The 25,600-nt window shown below is 47.3% G+C and carries 19 protein-coding genes; 10 read left to right on the top strand and 9 right to left on the bottom strand.

Features of this window, described 5'->3' with window-relative positions; genetic code table 11:
• Positions 1–53: 53 nt before the first annotated feature.
• Complete coding sequence (locus ACYVF1_RS05520; protein ID WP_461076416.1) at positions 54–836, bottom strand: phytanoyl-CoA dioxygenase family protein; 783 nt, start codon at positions 834–836, stop codon at positions 54–56.
• Between the two features lie 381 nt (positions 837–1,217).
• Between ACYVF1_RS05520 and ACYVF1_RS05515 the strand changes: the two genes are divergently transcribed.
• A complete protein-coding gene (locus tag ACYVF1_RS05515) occupies positions 1,218–2,582 on the top strand; it encodes a hypothetical protein (RefSeq protein WP_461076414.1) in 1,365 nt (454 codons plus the stop codon).
• 82 nt (positions 2,583–2,664) lie between these two features.
• The gene (locus tag ACYVF1_RS05510) at positions 2,665–3,390 is read left to right on the top strand and encodes a pseudouridine synthase (protein WP_461076412.1); all 726 of its coding nucleotides are present in this window, start codon (positions 2,665–2,667) and stop codon (positions 3,388–3,390) included.
• A 136-nt stretch (positions 3,391–3,526) separates the two neighbouring features.
• Here ACYVF1_RS05510 and ACYVF1_RS05505 read toward each other — a convergent pair whose 3' ends face one another.
• Entirely contained in the window at positions 3,527–6,436 is a 2,910-nt protein-coding gene (locus tag ACYVF1_RS05505) for a helicase-related protein (protein WP_461076410.1), read from the bottom strand.
• Positions 6,437–6,617: 181 nt separating this feature from the next.
• Entirely contained in the window at positions 6,618–7,700 is a 1,083-nt protein-coding gene (locus ACYVF1_RS05500; protein ID WP_461076408.1) for a PDDEXK nuclease domain-containing protein, read from the bottom strand.
• 251 nt (positions 7,701–7,951) lie between these two features.
• Here ACYVF1_RS05500 and ACYVF1_RS05495 point away from each other — a divergent pair, with 251 nt between their 5' ends.
• A complete protein-coding gene (locus ACYVF1_RS05495; protein WP_461076406.1) occupies positions 7,952–9,466 on the top strand; it encodes a Gfo/Idh/MocA family protein in 1,515 nt (504 codons plus the stop codon).
• Between the two features lie 126 nt (positions 9,467–9,592).
• On the opposite strand, the gene ACYVF1_RS05490 is transcribed toward ACYVF1_RS05495, so the two are convergent.
• Both ACYVF1_RS05490 and ACYVF1_RS05485 read right to left on the bottom strand, forming a co-directional pair.
• The gene (locus ACYVF1_RS05490; RefSeq protein ID WP_461076404.1) at positions 9,593–9,994 is read right to left on the bottom strand and encodes a hypothetical protein; all 402 of its coding nucleotides are present in this window, start codon (positions 9,992–9,994) and stop codon (positions 9,593–9,595) included.
• Between the two features lie 74 nt (positions 9,995–10,068).
• A complete protein-coding gene (locus ACYVF1_RS05485) occupies positions 10,069–11,208 on the bottom strand; it encodes an FG-GAP repeat domain-containing protein (RefSeq protein ID WP_461076402.1) in 1,140 nt (379 codons plus the stop codon).
• A 502-nt stretch (positions 11,209–11,710) separates the two neighbouring features.
• Between ACYVF1_RS05485 and ACYVF1_RS05480 the strand changes: the two genes are divergently transcribed.
• Both ACYVF1_RS05480 and ACYVF1_RS05475 read left to right on the top strand, forming a co-directional pair.
• Complete coding sequence (locus ACYVF1_RS05480; RefSeq protein ID WP_461076400.1) at positions 11,711–14,944, top strand: SusC/RagA family TonB-linked outer membrane protein; 3,234 nt, start codon at positions 11,711–11,713, stop codon at positions 14,942–14,944.
• A 127-nt stretch (positions 14,945–15,071) separates the two neighbouring features.
• Positions 15,072–16,634 carry a RagB/SusD family nutrient uptake outer membrane protein gene (locus ACYVF1_RS05475; RefSeq protein ID WP_461076398.1) on the top strand — a complete coding sequence of 521 codons (1,563 nt, stop codon included), beginning with the start codon at positions 15,072–15,074 and terminating at the stop codon, positions 16,632–16,634.
• 102 nt (positions 16,635–16,736) lie between these two features.
• On the opposite strand, the gene ACYVF1_RS05470 is transcribed toward ACYVF1_RS05475, so the two are convergent.
• Entirely contained in the window at positions 16,737–17,585 is an 849-nt protein-coding gene (locus ACYVF1_RS05470) for a helix-turn-helix domain-containing protein (RefSeq protein ID WP_461076396.1), read from the bottom strand.
• Positions 17,586–17,737: 152 nt separating this feature from the next.
• Between ACYVF1_RS05470 and msrA the strand changes: the two genes are divergently transcribed.
• Positions 17,738–18,403, top strand: a complete 666-nt coding sequence (gene msrA, locus ACYVF1_RS05465) for a peptide-methionine (S)-S-oxide reductase MsrA (RefSeq protein ID WP_461076395.1) — start codon at positions 17,738–17,740, stop codon at positions 18,401–18,403.
• Positions 18,404–18,485: 82 nt separating this feature from the next.
• Entirely contained in the window at positions 18,486–19,709 is a 1,224-nt protein-coding gene (locus ACYVF1_RS05460; RefSeq protein WP_461076394.1) for an MFS transporter, read from the top strand.
• Between the two features lie 305 nt (positions 19,710–20,014).
• On the opposite strand, the gene ACYVF1_RS05455 is transcribed toward ACYVF1_RS05460, so the two are convergent.
• Positions 20,015–20,800 (bottom strand): ThuA domain-containing protein, encoded by a 786-nt coding sequence (locus tag ACYVF1_RS05455; protein WP_461076393.1) that lies wholly within the window; start codon positions 20,798–20,800, stop codon positions 20,015–20,017.
• Between the two features lie 196 nt (positions 20,801–20,996).
• On the opposite strand from ACYVF1_RS05455, the gene ACYVF1_RS05450 reads away from it, so the two are divergent.
• The 3 genes from ACYVF1_RS05450 (at position 20,997) to ACYVF1_RS05440 (ending at position 24,449) form a co-directional block, all read left to right on the top strand.
• A complete protein-coding gene (locus tag ACYVF1_RS05450; RefSeq protein WP_461076392.1) occupies positions 20,997–22,079 on the top strand; it encodes a sensor histidine kinase in 1,083 nt (360 codons plus the stop codon).
• Positions 22,076–22,876 (top strand): LytR/AlgR family response regulator transcription factor, encoded by an 801-nt coding sequence (locus tag ACYVF1_RS05445; protein ID WP_461076391.1) that lies wholly within the window; start codon positions 22,076–22,078, stop codon positions 22,874–22,876. Before ACYVF1_RS05450 ends, ACYVF1_RS05445 begins: the two co-directional genes overlap by 4 nt.
• 127 nt (positions 22,877–23,003) lie before the next feature.
• Complete coding sequence (locus tag ACYVF1_RS05440) at positions 23,004–24,449, top strand: S41 family peptidase (RefSeq protein WP_461076390.1); 1,446 nt, start codon at positions 23,004–23,006, stop codon at positions 24,447–24,449.
• Between the two features lie 2 nt (positions 24,450–24,451).
• Here the strand turns inward: ACYVF1_RS05440 and ACYVF1_RS05435 are convergent, their stop codons facing one another.
• Complete coding sequence (locus ACYVF1_RS05435; protein ID WP_461076389.1) at positions 24,452–25,006, bottom strand: YdeI/OmpD-associated family protein; 555 nt, start codon at positions 25,004–25,006, stop codon at positions 24,452–24,454.
• Entirely contained in the window at positions 25,003–25,557 is a 555-nt protein-coding gene (locus ACYVF1_RS05430) for a pyridoxamine 5'-phosphate oxidase family protein (protein ID WP_461076388.1), read from the bottom strand. The genes ACYVF1_RS05435 and ACYVF1_RS05430 overlap by 4 nt, the downstream gene beginning before the upstream one ends.
• Positions 25,558–25,600 lie beyond the last annotated feature (43 nt).

The raw sequence follows: 25,600 nt of genomic DNA, 5'->3' as shown, positions 1-25,600 counted from the left end.
AGGTAACAGGTTCTGTTTTTTTACTTTGCCGGTTTTATTGTATCAATAAGCCACTACGTATTTAGCGCCAACCGAATTGCTTTTTCTACAGGCGTATCGCTTTCTTCAGAACCTTCAATCGTCAATTCATTTCTGAGAAGCAAAGGAGGCTGCGCCAGAAATCGCGGCTCTGTACCATAGTGAGCCTGAGCCGCATGAGCCAGAAAAGGATGGCATAAGTATACCGTTCCGGCCTTGCCAGTTGCGGTTACTACGTTGCGTTCCGGCAATTCGTCCAGCTTTCCGGCAAGTTCCATGAATGGCAACCCCTGTTCACCAGCAGGCGCCAATAATTTTGCTACGTCCAGATGAGAGCCGACACGGATTCGGGTGGGGGCATCTTTTTCACCGACATCTGAAAAGAGAAACAGCATTAGCAATGCCCTGCCTTTTGAGCGCACATTAATACGCCAGTCAAAATAGTTACCTGGATCGGCTCCCGGAAAACTCGCATCGACATGCCAACCCGTGTCGCCGGGGTCTTCATCCGATGGGAAACGGACTGGAAATGTGCCCATATTCATCAGCGGAATCCATTTTCCTGCGCCAATCAATTGATCAAACGCCTGGTGCAATATAGGCGTATTGGCCGCCTGCACGAAAGGCTCCTGTGTATACATACCGAGCCGAATGACGGGCTTTGTCCAAGTAGACGGATCATTCGGGTCACAGCCAGTGTCCTGCCAGAGGATGCTACGCGCAGCCTCCGCTAACTCGGGAGCGAATGCGTTATCAATACGTATGAAACCTTCCTTTATGAATTGGTCTATTTGTAGCTTATTCAATACGACTTCCATGATTATCTAATTGTTAATGATGAGAACTATTACTGAAGCGACTACCAGTCTAAAAGGGTATCGGAAACCCACAGACCAGAGTCGCGTAAAACCTTCAGCAAAGACAATAGGAATTTGTGCCTGAAAAAAGGCAGAACTATCAGACAGACAGTCAGGGAAGTTACTAAAGCATTGGTGCCATCCTCATATTAACAAATCTACAGCAAAACCGGAACTCACTCGTCATCCCGATCTGTGAATTCAAATTAATTTAAGTGCGCTTTAGATAATAGAGCTTATGCCGGTCGCTGGGAGCTGGTAATTTCATTTTCGAATAAATCGCTACGGGCTTCTATCTCCCCCAACAAGGCTGTTTATTAGTTTCTAAACAACAAATACAAAATGAATATCAGCCGTTACGTTGCAATGGCCTGGGTTTTTATGGGCTTTTGTATCGCCTGTAAAACAGAGCCTGTTGATCCTAATTCCAACCCTAACCAGTCGAATACACCGGAAGAACCCACTACGTATCCAATGGGTAAACTTACAGGTGGCGAAACGGTGTTTACGGTCACGTCAGCCGGTGGCGACTATGCGCTTCCGGATAATTCATTAAAGCTTACTATTCCAGCTGGAGCTGTTGGCGAACCTACTAAAATTACGATACTGACCGTTGAGAGCACGGCTCCGGCCGGAACAGGCCAGAGTTTTCGTTTGCTACCGCATAACGTAGCGTTTAAAAAACCTGTTACCGTTGAGTTTTCCTACGCGAACGTATCATCGGCAACTAGTTTTACGCAGGCGTTGGGGCTGGCTTATCAGGACGAAAAAGGGTTCTGGAAATTCGCGGCAAACCCGGTGGTTAATAAGGCTAAAAAGACGGTTTCTGTTTCTACAACCCATTTCAGCGACTGGACACTCGCCCACTGGTTTCTATTATTACCCGAGGAGGAACTTACGCCAGAAGGAGGAACTGTGCCGTTGCAGGTTGTTGATTATTTTATTAATTCCGAAGACGGGGCTAAAGATCCCCTTGAGTCACCGCGCAAAGATTTGTTCATGCGGGATGCCAAACCGCTTGATCCACGCTACATTAAAAATGGCGGTAAAGGCACTGCCTGGCAAGTTGGCGGACCTGGTACTGTGGTTGGTAGCGGTTCGGGCGCTACGTATACCGCACCTGATTTTGTCAGAAAACCCACTGATGTGAGCGTGTCAGTGTCGCTAACAGACCCTACTGGAGGCTTTCGGGGTGAGTACCTTCTCGTTTCAAGTATCAAAGTCACCCCTAAATCAGTTATCGCGTTTCGGCTTGGTTCAGGAATTAACACCGCCTGGGAATTTCTTCCTGGAGCCGTGGTAACCCAGACAGCTTCAGGCGCTTTTGGCGTAACGGCCATTGATAAGGACTCTGCAAGTGGAACGCTGTTCCGAACGTTTACTATCCTGTGGAGCGGAGGAGTGGGCCAACACAACTGGAATTCTCGTAGTGATCCCTCCCCAGAACATCCGAATTTGTTACAGTATGTCTATTTATTCTCAGGGACGAGTACGCCACGATTAACAATATCAAGCTGGTACACTAATGAGGAAAAAGGGGTTGTCGATGGCGGAGGGTACGTTGATATTGAAGAATTACCCGGGGTAGGGAGTTACGTTAAAGGGACATTTAGAGTAAATACTGCGGGCATGTGGAATGTATCATCAAACAAACAAGAAGACCGAATATTTGTCGAGGGGTATTTTGTTGCCAAACGGGCTCTGTAGGAACATCACTTTAACATCAATTTCCCCGTTTTCGATTTATTTTGAAAATGAATATATCATTCAGGTATTCGTTTTCTGAATAATGGACTCGCCCCTTTCAACAGTCACTACGTTGCAACCGCTGTCAATTCTCTATCAGTCAATGGGTTTGGTAGCGATTAATAAACCGCACGGTTTGCTGGTTCACCGGTCGCCGATGGCGGCTGATGCCAGCGAGTTTGCCGTTCAACTTTTACGCGACCAGTTGGGGCAGCGTGTGTATCCGGTGCATCGACTGGACCGCAAAACGGGGGGTGTGCTTTTGTTCGCGCTGAACGAGGCTATGAATTCGGCGATGCAAACGCTTTTTGCGCAGGGCGGTGTCCAGAAAACCTACGTAGCGATCGTGCGCGGTTTCACACCTGATACGTTGACGATCGACTATCCGCTACGTAAAGATGACTCGAACGTAGTACAGGAAGCCGTTACGTTCCTCAAGACGCTACGTCGTACTGAGATTCCGCTGCCATTTGGCAAACACGCTACGTCGCGCTACTCCCTGGTCGAACTCAATCCGGTGATGGGCCGAATGCATCAGTTGCGAAAGCATATGGCGCACGTCCTCCATCCCATCATCGGCGACCGGCCCCACGGCTGCAATAAACAGAACAAACTTTTCAAGGAGCATTTCGAGATGAATACAATGCTGTTGCACGCGCTACGTATCGAATTTGACCACCCCACTACGTCGGAACGGATTGTGATACGTGCTCCCTGGCAGTCAGAATTTGAGCGGATGATGGGAACGTTGTTTGGAGAGGTAGTTTAGGCAAATAATTAGACATACTTTTTTCACTTATTTGCGGCTGGGGGAGTGGTATTAGGTCATACTCAATTCCGTATGAGATTTACTGGGTATTGCCTTTGTTGGTAGTGTTATGCCGGACTTTCTTTTTCTGTCGAAACTACTTAAGGAGATCGTCAGAAAACGTCTTCTTCCACTTCGGAGCTAAATAAACGCTGCACAGAATTCGCAGCTCATCTGTTGACGACATGCTTATTTTCTGCCATTTATTAACCGCTCTTTTTGTTGCTCGTTCTACGGTTCCGACATCGATAGGTGCATTATCGGTGTCTTTCTGACAGGCAATCAGATCAATTATGGCAACCGGATTATTTTCGTTTTCGAATGTTCGCGATTTGAGGTTATAAAGAATAATTTGTTTATGTGCATCCCGCTCAATAAGTATAGCAATCCTTGGTTCCTTGCTTTTGTAAATTTGTGATGAATATAAACTATCGGTAAGCTTCCCGACAAGGTCTCGGTGTTTATCAAAAGTGGCAGTATGATGAGCGAGCGTATCTGGAACAGTACCGTCATCGGCTGCGTTGAAACTGCTGGCAAAAGCCGCTTCCTGCTCAGGATTGGTCAGATCAATTTCTTCTTCATCGGATTCGGGCAGGATCGACAAGCCAAACGTTTTGCTGGAGCGGTCGTGGTATTTCCTCATGTTCTCAAATACGGAGGCAATCTTGTTGCAAGCTTTTGAAGACGCATCTTTTTGGCTTGGCTCGAACGTATAAATATACACTTTACGGCTTGGGTCAACCGTGAATCGGATAATGCGGCCGGCCCGCTGAAAAAGAATATCGGCGCTGTCGGCTGGATCGTAATTGACGACTACGTTGGCATCCTGCAAGTTGACACCAATACCGTTGGCATCCGTACAAACGAGTACATTGACAGGGAAGGTAATTTTCTTTGTGCCGCGTGAGATAGGCGAGAAGTTATCCATAATCTCGTTGCGTTTGTCAATGTCCTTCAGCACATATCCCTCTTTCCCTTGCCGCACCACCATACATTCGACCGACAAGGACGGTTTTACCTTTTGTAAAAACTCAGTGATAAACAATGCCGTGGCATGACGCTCGACGAAAATTAATGCTTTCTCTTTCTCATTAATTACGTGTGTTTTAAGAAGGTCGCACAGTTTCTGAACCTTATCATCCCAATTCAACAACTCGAGACGTTGCTGAACAGTATACAGCTTTTCTCGACGAAGTTTAAGGTCTTCACGCATCAGAAAATTGTAAGGTTTACCAGCGTCTTCGCCTGGGAAAGTGGCCATTTCCTCCTCCGAGTATCGCTGGTAGTCAGGAAACAAGGGAGGAGCGGGTGCTTTAGCCTGATTATCCCGCTTACCAATCGTGAGCAGGTTTTTGGTCAGGCATTGCACCACGGCAGGTGGTGAACCTAGCCATGATGTAATGAAATGTTCATTGGCCGAATTAATTCCAAATGAGTGGTAATCCTCCCGCCTATCATCAAAACCATCACGTACATTTGGCGTATCCTGTGCAAACAGCCCGGCGTCGAATGCGGCCCGCAGGTCTTCAAATTCCGGTAGCTGATAGCCAACTTTCCGTAAATAAACCCGTTCCGGCATGAAACGCGGTTGCGTATCGAATTTAATGAAGACGCGGTCATTGACGGTATCCCCCCGCTCCCTTGCCAGGGACAATACTTGTCGAAGACCAAGTGAGCTAACAAAATTCAGTTGGGTTAATTGGGTTAATGACAGTCCTTTTCGTTTTTTTTCTGTGTTCTGACTCGATAGATTTTCGGGCAAAAAGCGGAGCAAACTTTCAATATTGCCTGGGTTGGTACCGTAAGGCGTGGCTGTCAGCAAAACAATCAAAGCTTTTCGCTCTTCGACAAGCGGGCGTATCCGGTCGAGGGCAACACCGCCACGGGCTTTTTCGCGTTTAGCTTCGTCGCGGTATTTTTTGTGTTTCTTTTGCCAGTCAGAGCGATCCTGATTGCGGTATGTGTGGGCTTCATCAATGAGGACGAGCGTCCTGTCCGTTACGTCGCTCAGGCGCTGATCTAGCTGGGATACTTTGTAGTACGGCCGATCCGATGTGGACATGAACAATAAGTGATTATTGAACAGATCGTCGTGAAAATCTCTCAGTTTTAGTTGTTTTTTCCACTCAGCATGTACGGCAGACGGTGCTATCAGGACAACGTTCTGAATAATATTCAGATGCTTTAACAGAAACACAAGTTCTGCTCCAATAATGGTTTTGCCCAAGCCCGTAGCGGCTAGCACTACAGCCGCCCGATGCTGTTTACAAGCCTCAATGGCCCGCATAATGACCCACTGTTGGTAATAGACGGGCAGGTGCAAACCAGGCACATTACGTCGGTCGAAAAGAATGTCGAAGGCGGTTAGAAATTTCAGATAGGCGTGGAAAGGCGGGGCCAGCGTAAGCCAGGCTTCGAGCAACTGCAGAATGGGCTTCGTTACATCTTTGGCAGTTCTGGATGCCTCGTCAAACCAGTTGCTAGATTCTGTAATAATGTCCCGATTGCGGCTGGCTTGTATCTGTTCATGCTGCTTCAGTATGCCATATACGGTGTAGTTGCCAGAGCCGTGGCACAACACTGTTTGGTCACAGATGTAAAACTTACAATGGTAAGCTACATTCTCACTCATCTCACGGGCATCGTAGATGATAAATTCCTTTGCTTTTATTCGCCGGATGACTTCGCGTACCAGAGGTGTGTAATTGCCCGTCTTTTTGCCTTTATCTAGCTCGGCTTTGATTTCATCCCGTACAGCTAACTGGACTTTCTGGCCCTCTCTAGGACCAACCAGAATGTGAAACTGAACTGATGTTTGGTCCGGGAACAGATAGCGCCGGCCCAAGGTGTAGCCAGCCAATCGAAAGTAGCCACTGGCAATACGAATTAGTTTTTTAGCTTCGGGATAATAGGCGTTCAGAAATGCTCCAAGTGTACCCGCTCCAACGCCATACAATGGCTTACCCGTTTCAGGGTCAGGAATAAGCCGGGAGTCTGGTTGTTTCATAAATAGCCTATTGGTGCGTTAGAAGTTAAAACTCAATGGGCCAACAAGTTATATCTTCGAGTATGTGGTAGTACAGGGTTTATACTTGAACGGTCATTTAGTGGCTATTATCTTAATATATTCATTTTATACGGTGTCAGAGAACAGAAAGAATAGCAGCTTTAGCTCTTGATCTATATTATCAATCTAATAATTTCTTAAGGGCTTCGGGGTCAGGCAATACGTTACGTAGGTGATCAGGCAAGTCTGAGCTGAGTTGATACGTTGCTACACCCATTGGATTGTGCATGTTTTGAAAAGCGTATTCGACAATAGCGTTAGATTTTCCCTTACATAGCACAATGCCGACCGCCGGATTTTCATCGGGTAGTCGCTCCTGATCATTCAATACGTTCAAGTAGAAATTAAGTTGCCCTGCATACGTAGGTTTGAACTTCCCTTTCTTCAATTCAAGGACAACCAGGCAACGCAACTGACGATTGTAAAATAGCAAGTCTATAAAAAATTCTTCATTATCAACTAGCAGCCGATGCTGATTGCCGATGAACGCAAAACCTTTGCCTGCTTTCAGAATAAAGTCTTTGATATTCTGTACAATGCCTTTTTCTAAAACCCGTTCGTCATCACTTTCAACGTTAATAAAATCAAGCAGATGTTCATCTTTAAACGCTTTTAGGGCAGCTTCGCGGATGTCTTCAGGCAGGGTAGTTGTGAAATTATTTGGCAGTGTCTGATCGCGTTTCTGGTAAGCTTTCGCCTTTATTTGCCAGTCGAGTATTTCGTGCGTCCATTGATTTGCTACTGTCTTGTTCATGTAAAAGATGCGTTCCTGCAAATCATTACACCGATTCAGCAACAGAATATGATGTGAGAAACTCAAGCTAAAGAAGACATCGAATTCTATATTTTCTAATTTGGCAGACATTGTCTGCCAAATTAGATTGTCATCTTTTCTCTGATTATCAGCCGAATCACTTATTAACTGAGTGTATGCTTCGGCAAATTGACGCATATTTCTCAAGTTGCGATAAGAAAAACCCCGTAAACCTGGCAGTTGCTTTTGTAAATCAGCTGACAAGTTCTCTAATATACTTGTGCCCCACTTCTCGGCGGCAATTTTCTCGGATAACCGCTTTCCAACGGCGAAATAGAGCAATAACAATTCGCGATTGACCAGCCGGGCAGCCCGGTAGCGGCTTTGCAGAATCTGCTGACTGATGTCGTTTAGTAGAAGGCTATACTTTATAGTGTCTTTTTCTTCCATAATGGTGCATATATTTTCCTAAAGCAGTGATGTAGGGATTTAGAAATTATGTGTAAAAGCCCTACGACGGAATAGCCAATCCACTAGTCACATCTACAGAAGATTTTGTAGACAAAATTTTAGAATTCTTCTTTGATCTTCAGATAAGCAGATCACCCTTTTTACGACTGAATTCAATATTCGTAGAACTTATTAGGTAAATTACCCGCTATTATTCCTTATTCAATCGTACAATTCCTATACGTTTTCTCATGAACCAATCAGATAAGTCAAAGTCGGGTCTGATTTCGTCCGATCAGACGAACTCAGGTACTACCCGTCGTCAGTTTATTCAGGCTGGCGCGTTGGCAACAGCGGGCTTCTTCATTGTGCCTCGCCACGTACTGGGCGGCAAAGGTTTTATTGCGCCAAGTGATAAACTCAACATTGCCGGTGTAGGCTTTGGCGGTAAAGGCTTCAGCGACACAAATAACTCGTACAACAACGGTGCTAATAACATCGTGGCTCTCTGCGATGTAGACTGGGGCCTGCCGCGTGTGAAAGAAAACTTCACCAAGCACCCGAACGCGAAACGGTACAAGGATTTCCGCGAAATGCTGGATAAAGAAGGCAAAACCATCGACGCCGTAACGGTATCGACTGCCGACCATACACACGCGGTTGTTGCGATGGCTGCTATGATGCGGGGCAAACACGTGTATGTGCAGAAACCATTGACGCATAATATTTACGAAGCCCGGATGTTAACCGAAGCAGCCCGTAAATACAAAGTGGTTACGCAAATGGGTAACCAGGGCTCGTCAAATCCACAGCAGAAACAGATGGTAGACTGGTTCGACAAAGGGTTACTGGGAACAGTACATACCGTTAACCTCTGGACGAACCGGCCTGTTTGGCCACAGGGTATTCCTGTACCACAAGCCGTTGATCAGGTTCCCGTTGACCTGGACTGGGATCTTTGGCTCGGACCCGCTCAAAAAATTGGATATACGCCTGCTTATCACCCATTTAAATGGCGCGGATGGTGGAACTTCGGCGCTGGCGCTCTTGGCGATATCGGTTGCCACATCATGGATACACCGTTCCGGGTACTGGGCCTGGGCTATCCAACAGAAGTGGAAACTAGTATCGGTCAGGTATTCCTGAAAGACTGGACCCCCGAATACATTCCTGAAGGATGTCCGCCATCATCGCACGTGGAGCTGAAATTCCCGGCCACGGCCAAAAATAAGTCAGTTGTAAAAATGGTCTGGGAAGATGGCGGCCTGCGTCCGTTCCGTCCGGATATGTTGCCTGAGGGCGAACCTATGCCTGAAAACGGCGAGAACGGCGTACTTATCCATGGCGATAAAGGCCTGTTGATCTGCGGTATGTATGGCGAAGATCCAAAGCTTTACACTAAAGATGGCAAGAAAATAGTGGGCGATCCTAAACCGAAACCGGCTGACGGGTCTAAGCCACTTCCTGAAAACGGACACCAGGTTTTGTGGACGGAAGCCTGCAAAGCTGGATTTAACAGCAAAGAGCATAAGGAACTCACGTCCTCATTCGATTTCGCTGGTCCGCTGACAGAGTCTGTACTGATGGGTAACCTGGCCATTCGTAGTTATACCGTTCGTCAGCCCAAAACCGACGGAAAAGGATTTGTGTATCCGGGCCGTAAAAAGCTGATGTGGGATGGCAAAAACATGAAGATCACCAACTTCGATGACGCTAACCAATTCGTGAAGCGTGAGTATCGCCAAGGCTGGTCGTTGACAGCTTAATCTATCCTTTCTTATAAAAAGAATGGCCGCTACGTTGCAACGTAGCGGCCATTCTTTTTATACCCTTATGCTACGTAGAATGCCCTGACAGGCTCCGGCTCTCATGACCATTCTACGATTTACTTTTTAGGATCTCACAAATAATGCCTGCGCCATAGTGCGGATTCGACCTTGTGCTACGTAGGCCCATATCAGGAGCATGTACATCGAGAAGTCCTGATACGAAACGGGGAGCGCCAGATTATTCAGATAATAGCGCGTCGACGTAAATTGAAGCGAGGGCGTGAATCCAATCAGATTCTCGTAACCGAGCATTAATGTGAGCCCAAGCGCGTAAAATAAAAACTGTGGTTTTCGGAGCGCCCAGAGAACACTTGTCAGCGCTGTTGCCCCAAAACCTACGTAGTGTTTCCAGGTCAGGGTCAGATCAGTTGTGAACGCTACGTAGATAGCGTAACTCTGCACAGCAATTAGAATAAGTACAATAAGGCCATAGCCATAGAATTCTTTTAATTGAGCACGTTGCATAAATCGGATCGTTACGGAGAGAAAAAGAAAGATAAAAATAAGGCAAAAAATCCGTAAACGTCCTCAGCAACGTATCATTTTTTGGCAGAACCTTCATTAAAAAATACAAATAGGCCGTCTTTACCCGCTACAATCAGGTCTTTCCGGCCGGTTTTGTGCAAATCGGCTGTTGCGAAATAAATACCCGTTCCTTTTCCTTCACCCGCCGGACCATAGGAAATGGTGTGTTTTTCAAACTTCTTCTGCGCTACGTTCCAGGTAAAATAGTAAAGCCCAACCGGGTCGTAACAACCGGGGTCTCCATCGTTATGGGCACGGAATCGTTTGCCAGTGATGAGGTCGGGACGACCGTCACCGGTGATGTCAACCCATTCGAGACAATGGTATTGTGAGTTTTTATCATCGATCAGGTGTTTCGTCCAGCTACGTTTCTCCTTACCATCGCCTGTTTGCTCGTACCAGTGCAGACCGTACCCGTGCCCCTGACCAACTATCAGATCAGCCAATTTATCGCCGTTTACATCGGCCACAATAATGGGCACGCTAGCCGTACCCAGGGCAAATTCTTTATGCAACGTCCAAGGGCCCGACTCCCGGTCGGCGGGGGCTTCGAGCCAACCATCGCTCACGATAATATCGCCCCGACCATCGGTGTTCACATCGCCAAATCCTAGCCCATGCCCTTGTGTAGGTGCTACGTTGACTGTTTTGAACGTACCGGGCCCGGTTAACTTCAGGTACTTCAATGGATGATTCGGATTATTGGGTACGATTTCAAGTTTACCATCGCCGTCAATATCCCATGCGCGTGTTGTTTCTACGTTACCGACTTTGCCAATTTCGTGCAAAGGCCAGGTCTTCTTACCATCGCCCGGATTTTCGACCCAACGTATCGTCTGATCGAACCAGCCGCCGGTTACGAAATCCAGACGCCCGTCGGCGTTCACATCCATTGGAATGGTCGAAAAATCGTCGTAGTACTGGTCTTTACGTGGCTCATTTCCAATCAGGTGCCGACGTCGGAAATGGGGACCTTCGTACCAGAAGTCGCCGGAAACCAGGTCAAGCGTATCGTTTTTGTCGACATCAAAGACGCCTACTGACTCATAACTTTCAGCTGCCACAAAATACCGGCGAAAGGTAGGGGTCGGCTCTGGGGCGGTTAGTCCCACGAGCATGAGTAAACTCGTAAGGCAAACTATAATTCGAATCATGGCAAGGGATGTTACTGATTGCTTTTTACCCAACGTTTATGTAGAAATAGCAAAGCCTTACCCAATCTACTCAATGTTACCTCAAGGGCCAACGGATAAGTTTGCCTGATTGAAATCTAATTTTCGAATCATTTTCCAGTCTCCGTTGCAATCTTTTGCAATTATTTTTACGGAGGTCCGCAGAAATTGCAAAAATGAGTCTTGCTGAAAATTCATGAGTCCAGTCCTTAAATAGTACTAAAACTAGATTTAATAAACGCTCTGTCATTTAATCGGCTATTAATTAATGACCTAAAAAAGGAAATCCATGAACTATTTTAAGTAGCGCTCATAGGACTAAGTAATTTTACTTTTTTAATCTTTTTAATTAGCTGCTAATTCTTTTTTAATTTTTTCTAGATTTGCATGAGTAGTTAATAGTAATTATTGTTTTTATCCAAAGTTATACTCGTTATTACTAACGTTTCTTTAACCTAAGCTGCCGTTCACGCGGCTAAAACGTATGTACAAACACTTACCTCCTCCTACTGGGCAAGTTAAATTGCTCAGTATCACCAACTCACTTGTATTGTTAGGGCTGCTCTGTTGTAGTCTTCCGAATGCTAGTCTGGCAGCTGCACCAGCTTCGCCCAAAAACCCTGCTACGCATCGAGTTGCCGACCGACCCATAACAGGTCGTGTAACGGACGAGAAAAATGAAGGGTTACCTGGTGTTAGCGTACTTATCAAAGGAACTCAGCGGGGAGCTGTTACGGATGCAGATGGTCGGTTTAAACTGGAAATCCCAGAAAGCAACGTAACACTGGTTTTCTCATTTGTGGGATATATATCCCAGGAAGTGGCCGTTGGTAATCAGACCTCTGTCAACCTGAGCCTGAAGACCGACGCTAAAATGATGGACGAAGTCGTCGTAATTGGTTATGGTACGGCCCGGAAATCTGACTTGACGGGTGCTGTATCGGGCATCAAAGAAGCTGAACTGATGGAACGCCCTGCTCCCTCGCTCAACCAACAACTTTCGGGTCGGTTGCCGGGTGTACAGGTAAACACCAACTCAGGCCGTCCTGGCGGACGTACCACCGTTCGTATTCGCGGATTTAGCTCTATCAACTCCTCCAACAACCCACTATACGTAGTAGATGGTGTGATGCTGCCGCAAGGAACGGGCGATCAATACAGTAACGCTATTGATTATATTAACCCGAACGATATCGTTAACGTAGAAGTCCTGAAAGATGCTTCGTCGACCGCTATTTACGGAGCCAGAGGAGCTAACGGGGTTATCCTGATTACGACGAAAAAAGGGAAGGCTGGCGAAAGCCGCGTTACCTACGACGGTCAGTTCAGCGTTAATACGATTGGACCTAACAAACCCCAGGTTCTGAATGCAAAGGAATACCTGGCAACGGAAGATCTGGCGTATAAAAACATGGCCAAATACGACCCGATTGGCTGGGCAGCCGGCAAATGGACGTATCTGGATCCAGTACAACGTCGGAGAGATTTCAGTAAATTACACCCAGGTGTTTTCGATGCGAACCTGAACCCGCTGTATGATACCGATTGGTTCAAAGAATCGTCGCAGAACGTATTATCGCAAAATCACCAGTTGGGCTTCAGCGGAGGTAATGAGCGTTCACAATACTCACTTTCTCTTAACTACCGTGACGATCAGGGTCTGATCAAGACTTCGTTTATGAAACGGTATTCCGGTCGTTTTACAATTGATGATCAAGTAAAGAGCTGGCTCAAAATTGGGGGTACGATCAGTTACAACAACCAGAACGAAAACCTGGTCGATATCAATGATGCTGTAGCCCGGCAAATTGTCGAAGACTTTCCGTTCCTGCCCGTACGTTACCCAGATACAGGTGTGTACGCAGAAAACCGCGATTATCCTTACGCTGAAGGAACGATGAGCTCGGTACACCGTTTGATGGATCGCCGGTACGTGCAGCTTACCCAGACCACGTTAGGAAGCCTGTTTACAAATATCAATTTTGGTAAAGGGCTGGAAATGCGGACCGTTTTGGGAGCCAACATCCAAACGCAGGAAATCAACCAGTCGCAAACGCGTACCCTGAATATTGGTGGTAATGGTAACGCTGATGTTAGTAACACCCGTACTTCGTTCTGGTCGTTGGAAAACTACCTGACCTACAACAAGCAGTTTGGTCAAGATCATTCGTTCACGGGTTTATTGGGTATTTCATGGCAGGAAACCAACCAGTTCTTTACTGGTGGTGCTGTTAGCGGATTCGCTACTGACTACTTTGGTTATAACAACTTAGGTGCTGGTGCAACCAACCCTTCTGTTAGATCAGGAGCTAACCGATTTGCCTTTAACTCTTACTTCGGTCGGGTTAACTACGGTTATAAAAACAAGTATCTAGTAACGGCTACTGGCCGGGCTGATGGCTCGTCTAAATTCGGGGAGAACAACAAGTTTGCCTTTTTCCCATCTGCCGCATTAGCTTGGCGTGTATCGGAAGAAGATTTCCTGAAAGGAAACCCGATTGTTTCGAACATGAAACTACGTGGTAGCTATGGTCTGACTGGTAACTCCGAAATTCCGCCTTATCAATCGCTGTCACTGCTGAGCTCGACTTATGCTGCTGTTTATAACAACGCACGGGTGAGTGGAACGGGTATCAGCCGTCTGGCTAACCCAGATCTGAAATGGGAGAAAACCGCTCAGACCGACGTAGGTTTAGAAATTGGTTTGTTCAAAGGCCGTGTTAACCTGGAACTTGATTACTACTATCGTCTGACGACGGACATGCTTCTGGATGCTCCTGTTCCGCAGTCGAGTGGCTATGCTACCATTCGCCGTAACGTAGGATCGATGGAGAACAAAGGCTTTGAACTTGGCTTAAATACGATTAACATCAACAAGGGTAGCTTTACCTGGAACACGACGTTCAACATCTCGTTTAACCGCAACAAAGTATTGTCGCTGGCTACGCCATCAGACATCTTCGGCGTAGGTGGACCGAACTTCACGAACCAAACCAACATCATCCGGATTGGCGAGGCAGTAGGATCATTCTGGGGCTTGACACGCCTGGGTGTATGGAGCGAAGCCGAACGTGAAGAAGCGGCTAAGTTTACTAGCTACCGGAACGGTTTAACCATACTGCCTGGTGATATTAAGTATCTGGATGTAAATGGTGATAAAGCTATTACCGATGCCGACCGTAGTATTATCGGTAACGGTAGCCCAAAAGGCTGGGGTGCACTGACCAACAATTTCCGGCTTGGCAATTTCGATGCTGTGTTTGAAATGCAGTTTATGTTCGGTAATGACGTAATGCTCATGAACCTGCACCCAAGTGAAGACCGGCAGGCGCTGGCTAACAGCTACAAGTCAGTACTGAACGCCTGGACGCCTACCAATCAGAATACGATGATTGCTGAGGTTCGGGATACGCGTGCTGGTTACGTAACAAACGTGGACAGCCACTGGATTAAGGATGGCTCGTTCCTCCGTGGTAAAAACCTGATGGTTGGCTATAACTTCCCTGCTGAACTAACTAACCGACTGAAGTTAAACCGACTACGTCTATATGCATCGGCGCAGAACTTCTTCCTGTTAGTATCAGATCCAATCATCGGCGATCCGGAAGTAACGCCTACCAACCAGGGTACGACGAGCAGTGCGTTCACGCAGGGTCAAATCTGGCACAATTATCCAAAACCAACTACCTACCTGTTAGGCCTTCAGATTGGCCTGTAATTAGGTAGACATTGATTGTCATTGGCTATGCGTTATTAACAGCATTGATCGTTTAATTTCTGATGGCTATTGCTAACGCAAAGCCAATGACATGAACAAACTTTTTCAAATTCACTGATATTACATTATGAGACATACGCTCGTAAAAAACATAACTAAGGCGCTGTTGGGCGGTGTAGTGCTGATGGGTCCTGTAGGTTGCAAAAGCTTCCTGGAAGAACAAGCACCGTCAAACCTGACTCCTACCAGTTTTTATACCATTCCTGACCATGCCGAGGCTGCTGTAGCTGCCATTTATGATGGTACCCGGTTTATGGGAGGTGGCGCTGGGATTTTCTCCAGCAACTGGCAATTGCTGGAAGCCCTCACGGGAACGTCTACTACCGAAACCGCTCAGAACTCCGATCTGAATAACCTGTACGGGTTAGTACACGATGGCAATACAGGGCATATCGTCAACTACTGGAATGGACTGTATCGGGTGATTGCTCAGGCAAACCAGGCCATCGATAAGATCCCAGGTATTTCGATGGATGCCGCTCAGAAAGCCAGACTCCTCGGCGAAGCGAAGTTTCTTCGGGCTCAAGCCTACTTCACGACCGTTCAGTTATGGGGTGATATTCCGCTGATTACTAAGCCACAAACAGCGGCTTCTGACGATTTCTTACCAGTACGCGCCAAAACAGAGGACGTCTATAAGCTGATTGTCGATGACTTAGTAGCGGCCGAAGCGGCTGGACTACCTTGGATGGACCCCAATGGACGGGTTACCTTATCGGCCATTAAAACACAGTTGGCAAAAGTATATCTGACCATGGCGGGCTTCCCCCTCAACAAAGGTGCAGCTTATTATAAACTGGCTGCTGATAAATCCTTTGAGGTGGTTACCTACGCTAATGCCAACCCCAGCACGATTAACCTGTTTACGAATTATAACGACGTACACAGCGAATCAACCAAAAACCGGATTGAGCATTTGTACATGATTCAGTACAACACGGTAGTAGCTGGTAATCCGATGGATAACTTCTATCCGAACTTTAAACCAGTAACCTACAACGGTCCTGGTGGAACGGGAAGTACGGTGCCAACGCCAACTTTTTATAATTCGTACGAAAAAGGCGATCTGCGGGCTAAAGATCAGGACGGATATTTCTACACAACTTACTATACCAATGGTAACGGTGCTCAATTTAGCTTAGGAGCGCCTTATGTGTTCAAGCACTTTAACCGTACAGCCAACGGTACAGCCGGGGTAGCAGGTACTCGTCAGAACAACCTGAACGTACCACAGATCCGTTACGCGGAAACGCTGTTGATTTATGCCGAAGCGCAAAATGAAGTAGGCGGACCAACGCAAGCTGCGTACGATGCCATGAAACGTATCAGAGACCGCGCTCAGTTGACCACGCCTGCGTTGGGTACCTTTACACAGGCTACCTTCCGTGAAGCAGTATGGCGCGAGCGGTGGCACGAGCTGGCTTACGAGCAAATCACCTGGTTTGATATGGTTCGTCTGCGGAAAGTGTATAACGAGAAAACCAACGGCTTTGATAACTTCGTTGGCCATATTAACCTGAGCTCGAATCAGCCTCTGCAAGAGAAGCATTTATTACTTCCTTTGCCAAGACAGGAAATGCTGAACAACCCAAACCTGAGACCACAAAATCCAGGTTACCCAGGTGTTTAGTTGAGCTTTTTACTAAAAAACGCCCCAATGGTTCTTTAATCGTTGGGGCGTTTTTTTATGAAAGCAATGTAATGTTGCTACGTTCGAGTCAGCGACAACGCATCATCCCACAAACGCTTTCCGATAGGCACTTGGCGTCTGCCCTGTTACGTTCCGGAACGTTTTGTTAAAATGCGACAGATTATTGAAACCTACTGCAAAGCCAATATCGGCTACCGTTCGGGAGGAGTGCAAGAGCCGACGCGCCTGATTGACCCGGTATTCGTTCACAAAATCCGTAAATGTCAGGTGGGTCATTCGTTTGAAATATCGACAAAAAGCGGGCACAGTCAGGCTAGCCAGGGCCGCTACGTCCTGAATATCAATCGGCTCAACGTAGTGTTGTTCAACGTACTGACAAATCTGATTGATACGTTCCTGCTCTTTAGGATTTAGATCGAACCGGGCACCGTTCGTGTGGAGGGATTCAGCATCGGGCGCATCGGCCAGTAATTGTAAAATCTGGAGCAAGGTCAGAAACCGCTCAAATGAACCGGCTTTCGGTAGTTTGGCTAACAACGGTCCTACACGCTGTTTTGTATTTTCACCAAATGTCAGCCCTACGTATCCGCGTTCAAATAATCGCCGAACAGCAGCCAGTTCCGGTTTTTGCAGAAACACCTCGCCCATAAAGTCTTCGCGTAGCTGCACTACAATTTCCTCATATTGTCCCTCGCGTCCGTAGCTGAAATTCAGGTGGGGCAAATTCGGGCCAATAAATACCAGTTCACCGGCTTCGTAACACGATACGTTTGTACCGATACGTCGCTTCCCATTGCCAAAAGGCAGGTAAACGATTTCGTATTCAGGATGGTAATGCCAGTAAACCCGACAGGTTTCGGGCTCGGTACTATGAATAACCCGAAACGAACTCCCGGCTTCGGGTTCTATTTTTTCAAATTGAAGCTTCATAAGAAGCAATTATAAAGTTGTGGGGTTGTAAAGTTATATAGTTATGTTCTCAGCCAGCAAAACTTTACAGCCCTATAACTTTATACCCCTACAACTTCCCCAAAGAAACCGCAAACGACTTTTATTCGTTTATATAGTAAAGACAACTCAGCATGAAACGCATTCATTTATACGCGCTTAGCCTACTACTGCTTGCGGGCTGCGCACAGGGTCAATCTAAAGATTACGCCCCTGCCAAATTACCGACGCCGAAATCCGGCGAGGCTGTTGCTACGTTTGCCGGCGGGTGTTTCTGGGCACTGGAAGAAGGTATGAACCAACTCAAGGGCGTTCGGGAAGTAGTTTCAGGCTACGCTGGTGGTAATGTTAAAAATCCAACCTACGAACAGGTAGGTACCGACAGAACCGGCCATGCCGAATCTGTACAGGTGTATTATGATCCTAAAGTCATTAGTTACGCCCAACTGCTCGACGCCTTTTTTGCCGGTCACGACCCCACCACTTTAAATCGTCAGGGCCCCGATGTTGGCCGCGATTACCGGTCTGTTGCCTTCTACCGGACGCCCGAAGAAAAGGCTGAGATTCAGGCTGCTATCAAACGTACCAATGAATCGAAACACTATCCGAATCCGGTTGTCACGGAGGTTACGCCAATTACGATATTTTATCCCGCCGAAAATTACCACCAGAACTACTTTGCCCTCCACCCCGACCAGCCGTATATTCAACGCGTTTCATTACCTAAGGTCGAAAAACTTCGGAAAGCAATGGCTGGGCACCTGAAAAATAGTACAGCGTTAACTATGGATCAAGAGTAAATAGATTTAAATTATCAATACAGCATTATTATAAGCTAATAGATTGCTAAAATAGCCGCTTCCGGGCGGCTATTTTTGTGCCATGAATACAACCATTTCACTCAACAAGTCCAATCGAAACGTGTTTCTGCAGAACCTGCTAACATTTTTCCTAAATCGTCAGGCATTAGCCGTTGGATTGGTATTCGCTTCAGACAGTCTCTTATTCGGGAGCTGGGTCGCGCACATTCCGCACGTCAAAGCAAGTCTTCATCTATCCGATGCCGAACTGGGGCTTACGCTCTTCGCTATGCCGATTGGTCTGCTCATTATGAATCCACTCACTGGCTGGATAGTCGCTAAACTCGGCGAAGCAAAAGCCTGTTTCTGGTCGGCAGTGGGCGTAACGATGGCCGTTTGTATCCCGATTAATGCGCCTAATATGTTGGTGATGGCGTTGGGACTTTTTCTGCTTGGCCTGAGTAGCGCCCTGCTGAACGTAGCCATGAACACTTCCGCCACCAACGTGGAGCGCTCGCAGAGCATTTCCATCATGTCGTCGTGTCATGGCATGTGGAGTTTGGGCGGTCTGATTGGTTCGGGTATCGCTGGAGCCGTGATTGCCCTGCACGTATCACCGTCTATCCATATGGCCATCATGTCAGGATTGATCCTGATTGCTACGTTCCTGCTTCAGCCTACGCTGCAAACCGTTCCATCGAGCAGCCGGCCGGTAGATGCTCAAACTGATCCAGCTCAGCCAGCTGGCTCGTCATTCGTCATGCCGAATCTGGATTTACTGCTCATGATTCTGATTGGTCTGGCCGTTGCAATGGGCGAAGGCGTTGCCCTCGACTGGAGTGCGGTGTACCTGCGCGAAACGCTGGGCGCTACCAGCCAGATTGCAGCCCTTGGCTTCGGCGCCTTCTCACTGACCATGACTTCCTTCCGCTTTTTAGGCGATGGAATTATTCCCAAAATCGGTGCGAAACGCTGGCTACAGCTTGGCGCTGTAGTAGCCGCTGTGGGTCTACTAATTGCTATAGCCCTCCCCTATCCGGCCACGGCCTTAATTGGTTTTGCTCTGCTGGGAGCCGGTTGTTCACTGGGAGCGCCAATCCTTTACAGTGCTTCGATGCGCGTACCGGGTATACCACCAGCCGCGGGCCTGGCTACGTTTGCTACGTTCAGTTTCATCGGTTTTCTGGCGGGACCACCCGTTATTGGTTTCGTAGCCGAAGCCTTTGGACTATACTATGGATTGGGTTTTGTAGCTATTATTCTGCTCATTTCCGCTGTGCTTTCTCGTATAGTTAAGTTGTTCTAATTGCTACGTTACGTAATTTCTTTAGTAACGTAACATGACTTTAAAAGGCAGTTCGAATTAGTCGGTGCGTAGCGACTCAACAAATCTGAATAGTCTTGTTGGATCGCTACGCGACGGTGAATTATTGGGAAAGATCAAACTATAGCCATTTGGTCGCCAGGCGACGAGTCGGATCATTCAAAACTCTTCTAGGGAACCAGCACAAAGCGTTTTCCGGCTGTTCCGCTCGCGTCCTAAGCATGGCTGTACTTTTCCCGATCAAGAATCGAAGACGGAGACGTATCATTCTACATAGAATCGGAAATCTAAGGCTTCTGGGCTCCCCAGAAAATGGCGTTTCGGAAGATTTTCACGAAGGCGTCGTTCTTGAACAGGTCGGGGTGGTGACCCATAAAAATGTACGCGTTACGTGCCTTCAGATGTTCGTTTGACCAGATCACGGGATGATCACCCATCTTGATTTTGCTGTCGGGTGAATACGTCGATTCATCGACCGAAGCCAGTACCGTTACGTTCGGACGGGGGCTTTTGTTATAGGTATACCACTCCTCTTTCTCGACAACAAACGTAGCAGGTACGTCTTTCATTAACGGGTGGCCTTTTGCCTCTACGTTAACGGTGGCTTTCGCGAACGTAGCAATGTAGTTTTTGTAGCGAATGCCGCCCAGAAATTCCGAAAACCAGGGCCACATCGGAAAGCCGTCGAACTCACCCAGCAAACTGGCGTGGTGAAAACCAATCCAGCCACCTTTACCTTCGGTTATGTATTGCTGAAAAGCCGCTTTCGCCGTATCACTCCATCGGTAAGGCGGGTAATTCAGTTGGATAAAGAGCTGATATTGAGATAAAAACTTCGCGTTTATTGATTCAGCATTTTCGATGTAATCAACTGAAAAGCCTTTTTCAGCAGCAAGTTTCCCTAACCATTCTTTTGCAGCTACTACGAAAGGCTTATGAATACCGTTCGGTTCAGCCATTGCTACCACGCGAAACGTGGGCTGTTTTGCCTGTCCAAAAGCGGGCAGGTTAGCTCCTGCCAGTAAGAGCAAACAATACGTAATAAACCCAAACCAAATCAATATTTTTTTCATGCGTTTTTGGCGATAATCAAGTCCAGAAAAGGCGGAGAGTGTATTTGCTTACTCACAAGAGTTTAAGGTAGTCTCTGCTACGTTGCCCGGTTCAGTAAAGTTTTCCGTACTTCTGCGCTACATTTTCAACGTTTCGGACAAGGCGTCTTGCCCCCGGTTCGGCTTTTCAGGATATTTGGCCTGAAGCAGGGTTGTTATGAAAAAACTAAACGATAAATGGTTGCGCGTGATAGGGGTGCCGTTAGTAGCTGTTGTCTCCAATTTTATTTTCTACCGTCCTGATAATGACGCGCATCACCACAGCCTTGTCACGACCATCGGGCTCAGTATTGTTGAATGCATTCTGGTTTGGGAGCTTGGCCGATTGGGAATTGTGCTGGCTCGGCGAACGCATCCGCGACTCAATCAGACTACTCCGCGTATTTTGTATCAGGTTGGCTGGCTGCTGGTTACGGTTACCGTGCAACGTTTGGCCATCGCTTTTCTTTACGACTATACTGAGTTCTGGGGGTATCCGTTTTCGGAGCGGGCTTACTGGATGTCAGTGCTGATCCCGTTTGTATTTCTGGTTCCTGTAGTCGCGATTTACGAAGGTCAGTACCTCTACCGGCAATGGTGGATTACGTACTACGAAGCCGAACGATTGAAACAGGAAAATCTGCAAAGTCAGCTTAATTCGCTCAAATCCCAGATTAATCCGCATTTTCTGTTCAATAGCCTCAGTACGTTGTCTTCGCTCGTTTCTGAAGATGCGCAACGGGCTGAGCTTTTCATCGACGAACTAGCCTCCGTATATCGCTACGTTCTCCAGACAAACAATCAGGCACTGACAACTTTAGCCACTGAATTACAATTCATTGAAGCTTATTTTCACCTGCTGCAAACCCGATTTGGGCGGGGCGTTTCGCTCGATATAGACATTGACGAGCGCTACGTTGAATTCCTGCTTCCTCCGCTGACGCTACAGCTATTGGTCGAAAATGCGGTGAAACATAATACTGTTCTGCCCAGCCGGCCACTGCAAATTCGTATCTATACCGACAGCGCAAATCAACTCACCATCCTGAATACGTTGCACAAAAAGCAGCAAAGTATTCCGTCGAATGGCACCGGACTGGCCAATATTCAGGCTAAATATCATTTACTGAACCGCTCATCGGTGATTATCGAACAAACACACGATTACTTTCAGGTAGTCCTTCCGCTGATTGCTCCGGCAACCGCTACGTTGCCCGGTAATTTTCCGGCTACTGCACCCAATTACTACGTATCGCCATGAATATTCTGCTCATTGAAGACGAAGAGCCAACCGCCCGAAAGCTAAAACGACTTGTGCAGGAAATTGAACCCATTGCCAATATTGTGGGCATAACAGGCAGCGTGGAGGAGTCGGTGGCGTGGCTTCGGGAACATACTAGCCCAGATTTGATTCTGATGGATATTGAGCTGGCCGACGGGCAAAGTTTTGCTATTTTCAATCAGGTTGCTGTGAATTGCCCCGTCATTTTTACGACGGCTTACGATGAATATGCCATTCAGGCGTTCAGGGTTAATAGCATCGATTACCTGCTGAAACCTGTTAAAGCCGATGAACTACGCCGGGCATTTGCCAAGCTGCAAACCTTGAAAACCATGCTGGCGCAGCGACCCGATACCATCCAGCAGCAATTGAAAAACCTACTGGCGCAGCTGGCTACCCCGACTAATCAGACAGAACCGGTCGTTGAACAGCCGATAGCTCGGACCCGATTTCTCGTTAAACAAGGCCAGCGGCTGATTCCGGTTGGTATCGATGAAATTGCTTATTTCTTCACCCGCAATCGGCTTTCGTTTGTACAGACGCGCGATGAACACGAATGGATGCTCGATTACAACATGGACGAGTTAGCTACCATGCTCGATCCCAAGCGATTCATTCGGCTCAATCGCCAGGTTATTGCCGAGGTACGCGCCATCGAAAAAGTGCACATCCATTTCAACGGAAAGCTGAAGATTAGCCTTACTCCTGCTTTCGATGAAGAAGTGATGGTTAGCCGCGATAAAGCCGCCGAATTCAAAACCTGGCTCGGGGAGTAACTTTGGTTCGGGTCGATTTCCCGACGATTCAGTACGTAAGCACGACGGTTGATGTACCCATTGATTGAATGAATCCGCCCCTGCGATGACCTTTGTGCTGTTCATTTTTAACCAAGCTGAATCGGTTATGAAATTTTACTGGCTTTCGTTTTTATGCTTAATTCACCTGTCGGCAACGGCGCAATCCATTCCCGCCGTTCAACTGCAAAACGACCTCACTTATTTTCGAAAGGCGCTCGAAGAGGTGCATCCTGCCATGTACCGATACACCCCAAAAGCTACGTTCGATTCGCTTTTCAAGGCCACCGCTGACCGGCTAAATAGCCCGATGACACAGCAGGAATTTTACGTAACGATGACTCCGTTAGTTGCTGCGCTTCGAGATGGGCACATCAAATGGATACCAGTCGGTCAGGATGAGCATTATCCGTTTGCCACCGAAAAACTTTTTCCGCTTCAGGTATACGTAGCAGGCAACCGGGCCTGGATTACAGGCAGCTACGGGCGTGCTACGTTACCAAACGGCGCTGAGATTTTGCAGATCAATGGCCAGTCGATGGAGGCTGTGATTCAAGCGCTGTTACCCAACATGACGTTCGCTGACGGCCTGACCCAAACGGCAAAGTATGGCGATTTAAATCATTTTTTCTCGGGCTATTATGCTACGTACATCGCGGCCCCTGATACGTTCCGTGTTACGTATCGACTGAACGGAAACGATACGTCTGCTACGTTGCCAGCTGTTACCAAACAAGATATCGTTACGTATAAAGACGCCCACAAACCGACTCATCGAAAAGCGCATCGATTAACTTTTGACTCGGAAACAGGCACGGCGATTCTTACCGTCGAGCGATTCTGGTCGGAAAACGGGGAGGCAACAGTCAAACAGTTTTTGAAAGAATCGTTTCGCGAAATCCGACAGAAACAAGTAAAAAATCTCGTTCTTGACCTACGTAACAATGAAGGTGGCGAGGAGTCGCTGGGCGTGTTGCTGTATTCGTATCTGATCGATAAGCCGTCGCCTTATTATCATCGGATAACTTTACGGCAGAAAAGCAAACCATCTTTCCCGGCCTGGACACCAAAAATTTACCGGCTGGCGAGAGGTTTGGCGATTAAAAAACGGAATGGCGATTATCAGTGGACCTGGCAATGTGGCCTTAAATCCGTAAAACCCAACTCTGATGCGTATCGTGGAAAGTTATACGTACTGCTCAACGGCTACAGTTTCTCCGTAACGACCGAACTCGCCAGCCGACTACGTTCCGATAAACGGGCTGTTTTTATGGGTGAAGAAACCGGCGGTGGATATGCGAGCAACAGCAGCGGTTTTTTCGCGGTCACGAATCTACCCAATTCTAAAATTGATTTGGGAATACCGCTGATGAATTTTCAGATGGCGGATCTGGATGCTACGTTGCCCGCTAATAGGGGAATTTTGCCCGATCAAACGATTATCCCTACGATTGACGACGTATTGACTGGAAGAGATCCCGTACTGCATCAGGCCCTGCAAGCAACTCAGAAAACAGATGCTACGTTACCATCGAAAGCACTTAGCCGTCAATAAGATTAGTAGCGCTTGCCAGCTTCGCTAACGTTTATCAGCCGCTCCAGCCGGCTAAGACGGGTTGCCTCCTGTTTGGCGGTCATGACCCAGTTGCTGGCCTGCTTTTGATACCAGGGCGCCTGTTTCTGAAAAAATGACCAGGCGGTTTCATTAGCTTGGAACAGCTTTTTGTACTCATCAGACAAACCCGCTTCAGCTTGCTCGTAGGCGTAAATCCGCGATTTACTTTCTTCACGCTTCTCAAAAGCGGCTAGTCCGGCGGGCTGCATGAGCCCCTTTTGCGTAAGTTCGGCTACCTTCTGGATATTGACAGCGCTCCAGTTGCTTTTTGATTTTCGGGGTGTAAAACGATTGCAATAACTTTCATCATCGATGGTACGTCGGACGCCATCAATCCAACCATAACAAAGCGCCTGATCGACCGACTGCGACCAGTTCATGCATTTTTTTCCGGCACTAACCTTGTAATAACCGACCAAGACCTCCGTTGCTTTATCGTGATTTTCGGCCAGCCAAGCCCGGAAATCAGCCTGATCATCGAAAAAAATAGGGGTCATGGCAGTAATCCTAAATTGGTTGGTAATCCGTCAAGACTTACCAAGTTTTTTTCCTGTATGTACTCTTGAAGGCCATTAGCGCCTTTTTTCTCCGCCCAATTGAAATGAACATCACGTTCGCCAGAATACTCGAACAAGGGAACGCCAAAACCGCATGATGTCTGCACTAGCTCAATGGTTGCCACAATTAGCTGACGGGTGCTTGGATAAATGGTAAAGTGGGGAGCATATTCGTCCCAAAGCGATGAGCCGGGCAGTACAGTTTCGCCTTTACCATAGAGCCGCAGGATGTTCGGCGCGCCCTGAAATGAACAGAACATGAACGTAATACGTCCGTTCTCGAGCGTGTGTGCCGATGTTTCATTACCGCTGCTGATCAAATCCATATACGCCACCTTTGACTCCGACAAAACCCGAAAACAGTCTAATCCTTTGGGCGACAGATTAATGTGTCCATCCGCACTGAGCGGAGCCGTGGCAACAAAAAATATGTGTTGCTCTGCAATGAATTTCTTGTGAGCCGGTTTGATGAATTCGTAGAATTTACCCATAACATAACGCGGCCGAAAAGCCGCAATTTTGTACTATAAGGAC

The organism is Spirosoma flavus (genome assembly GCF_054778555.1).
The sequence above is the reverse complement of the archived record's forward strand: the minus strand, read 5'-3'. Positions and strand labels throughout refer to the sequence as shown.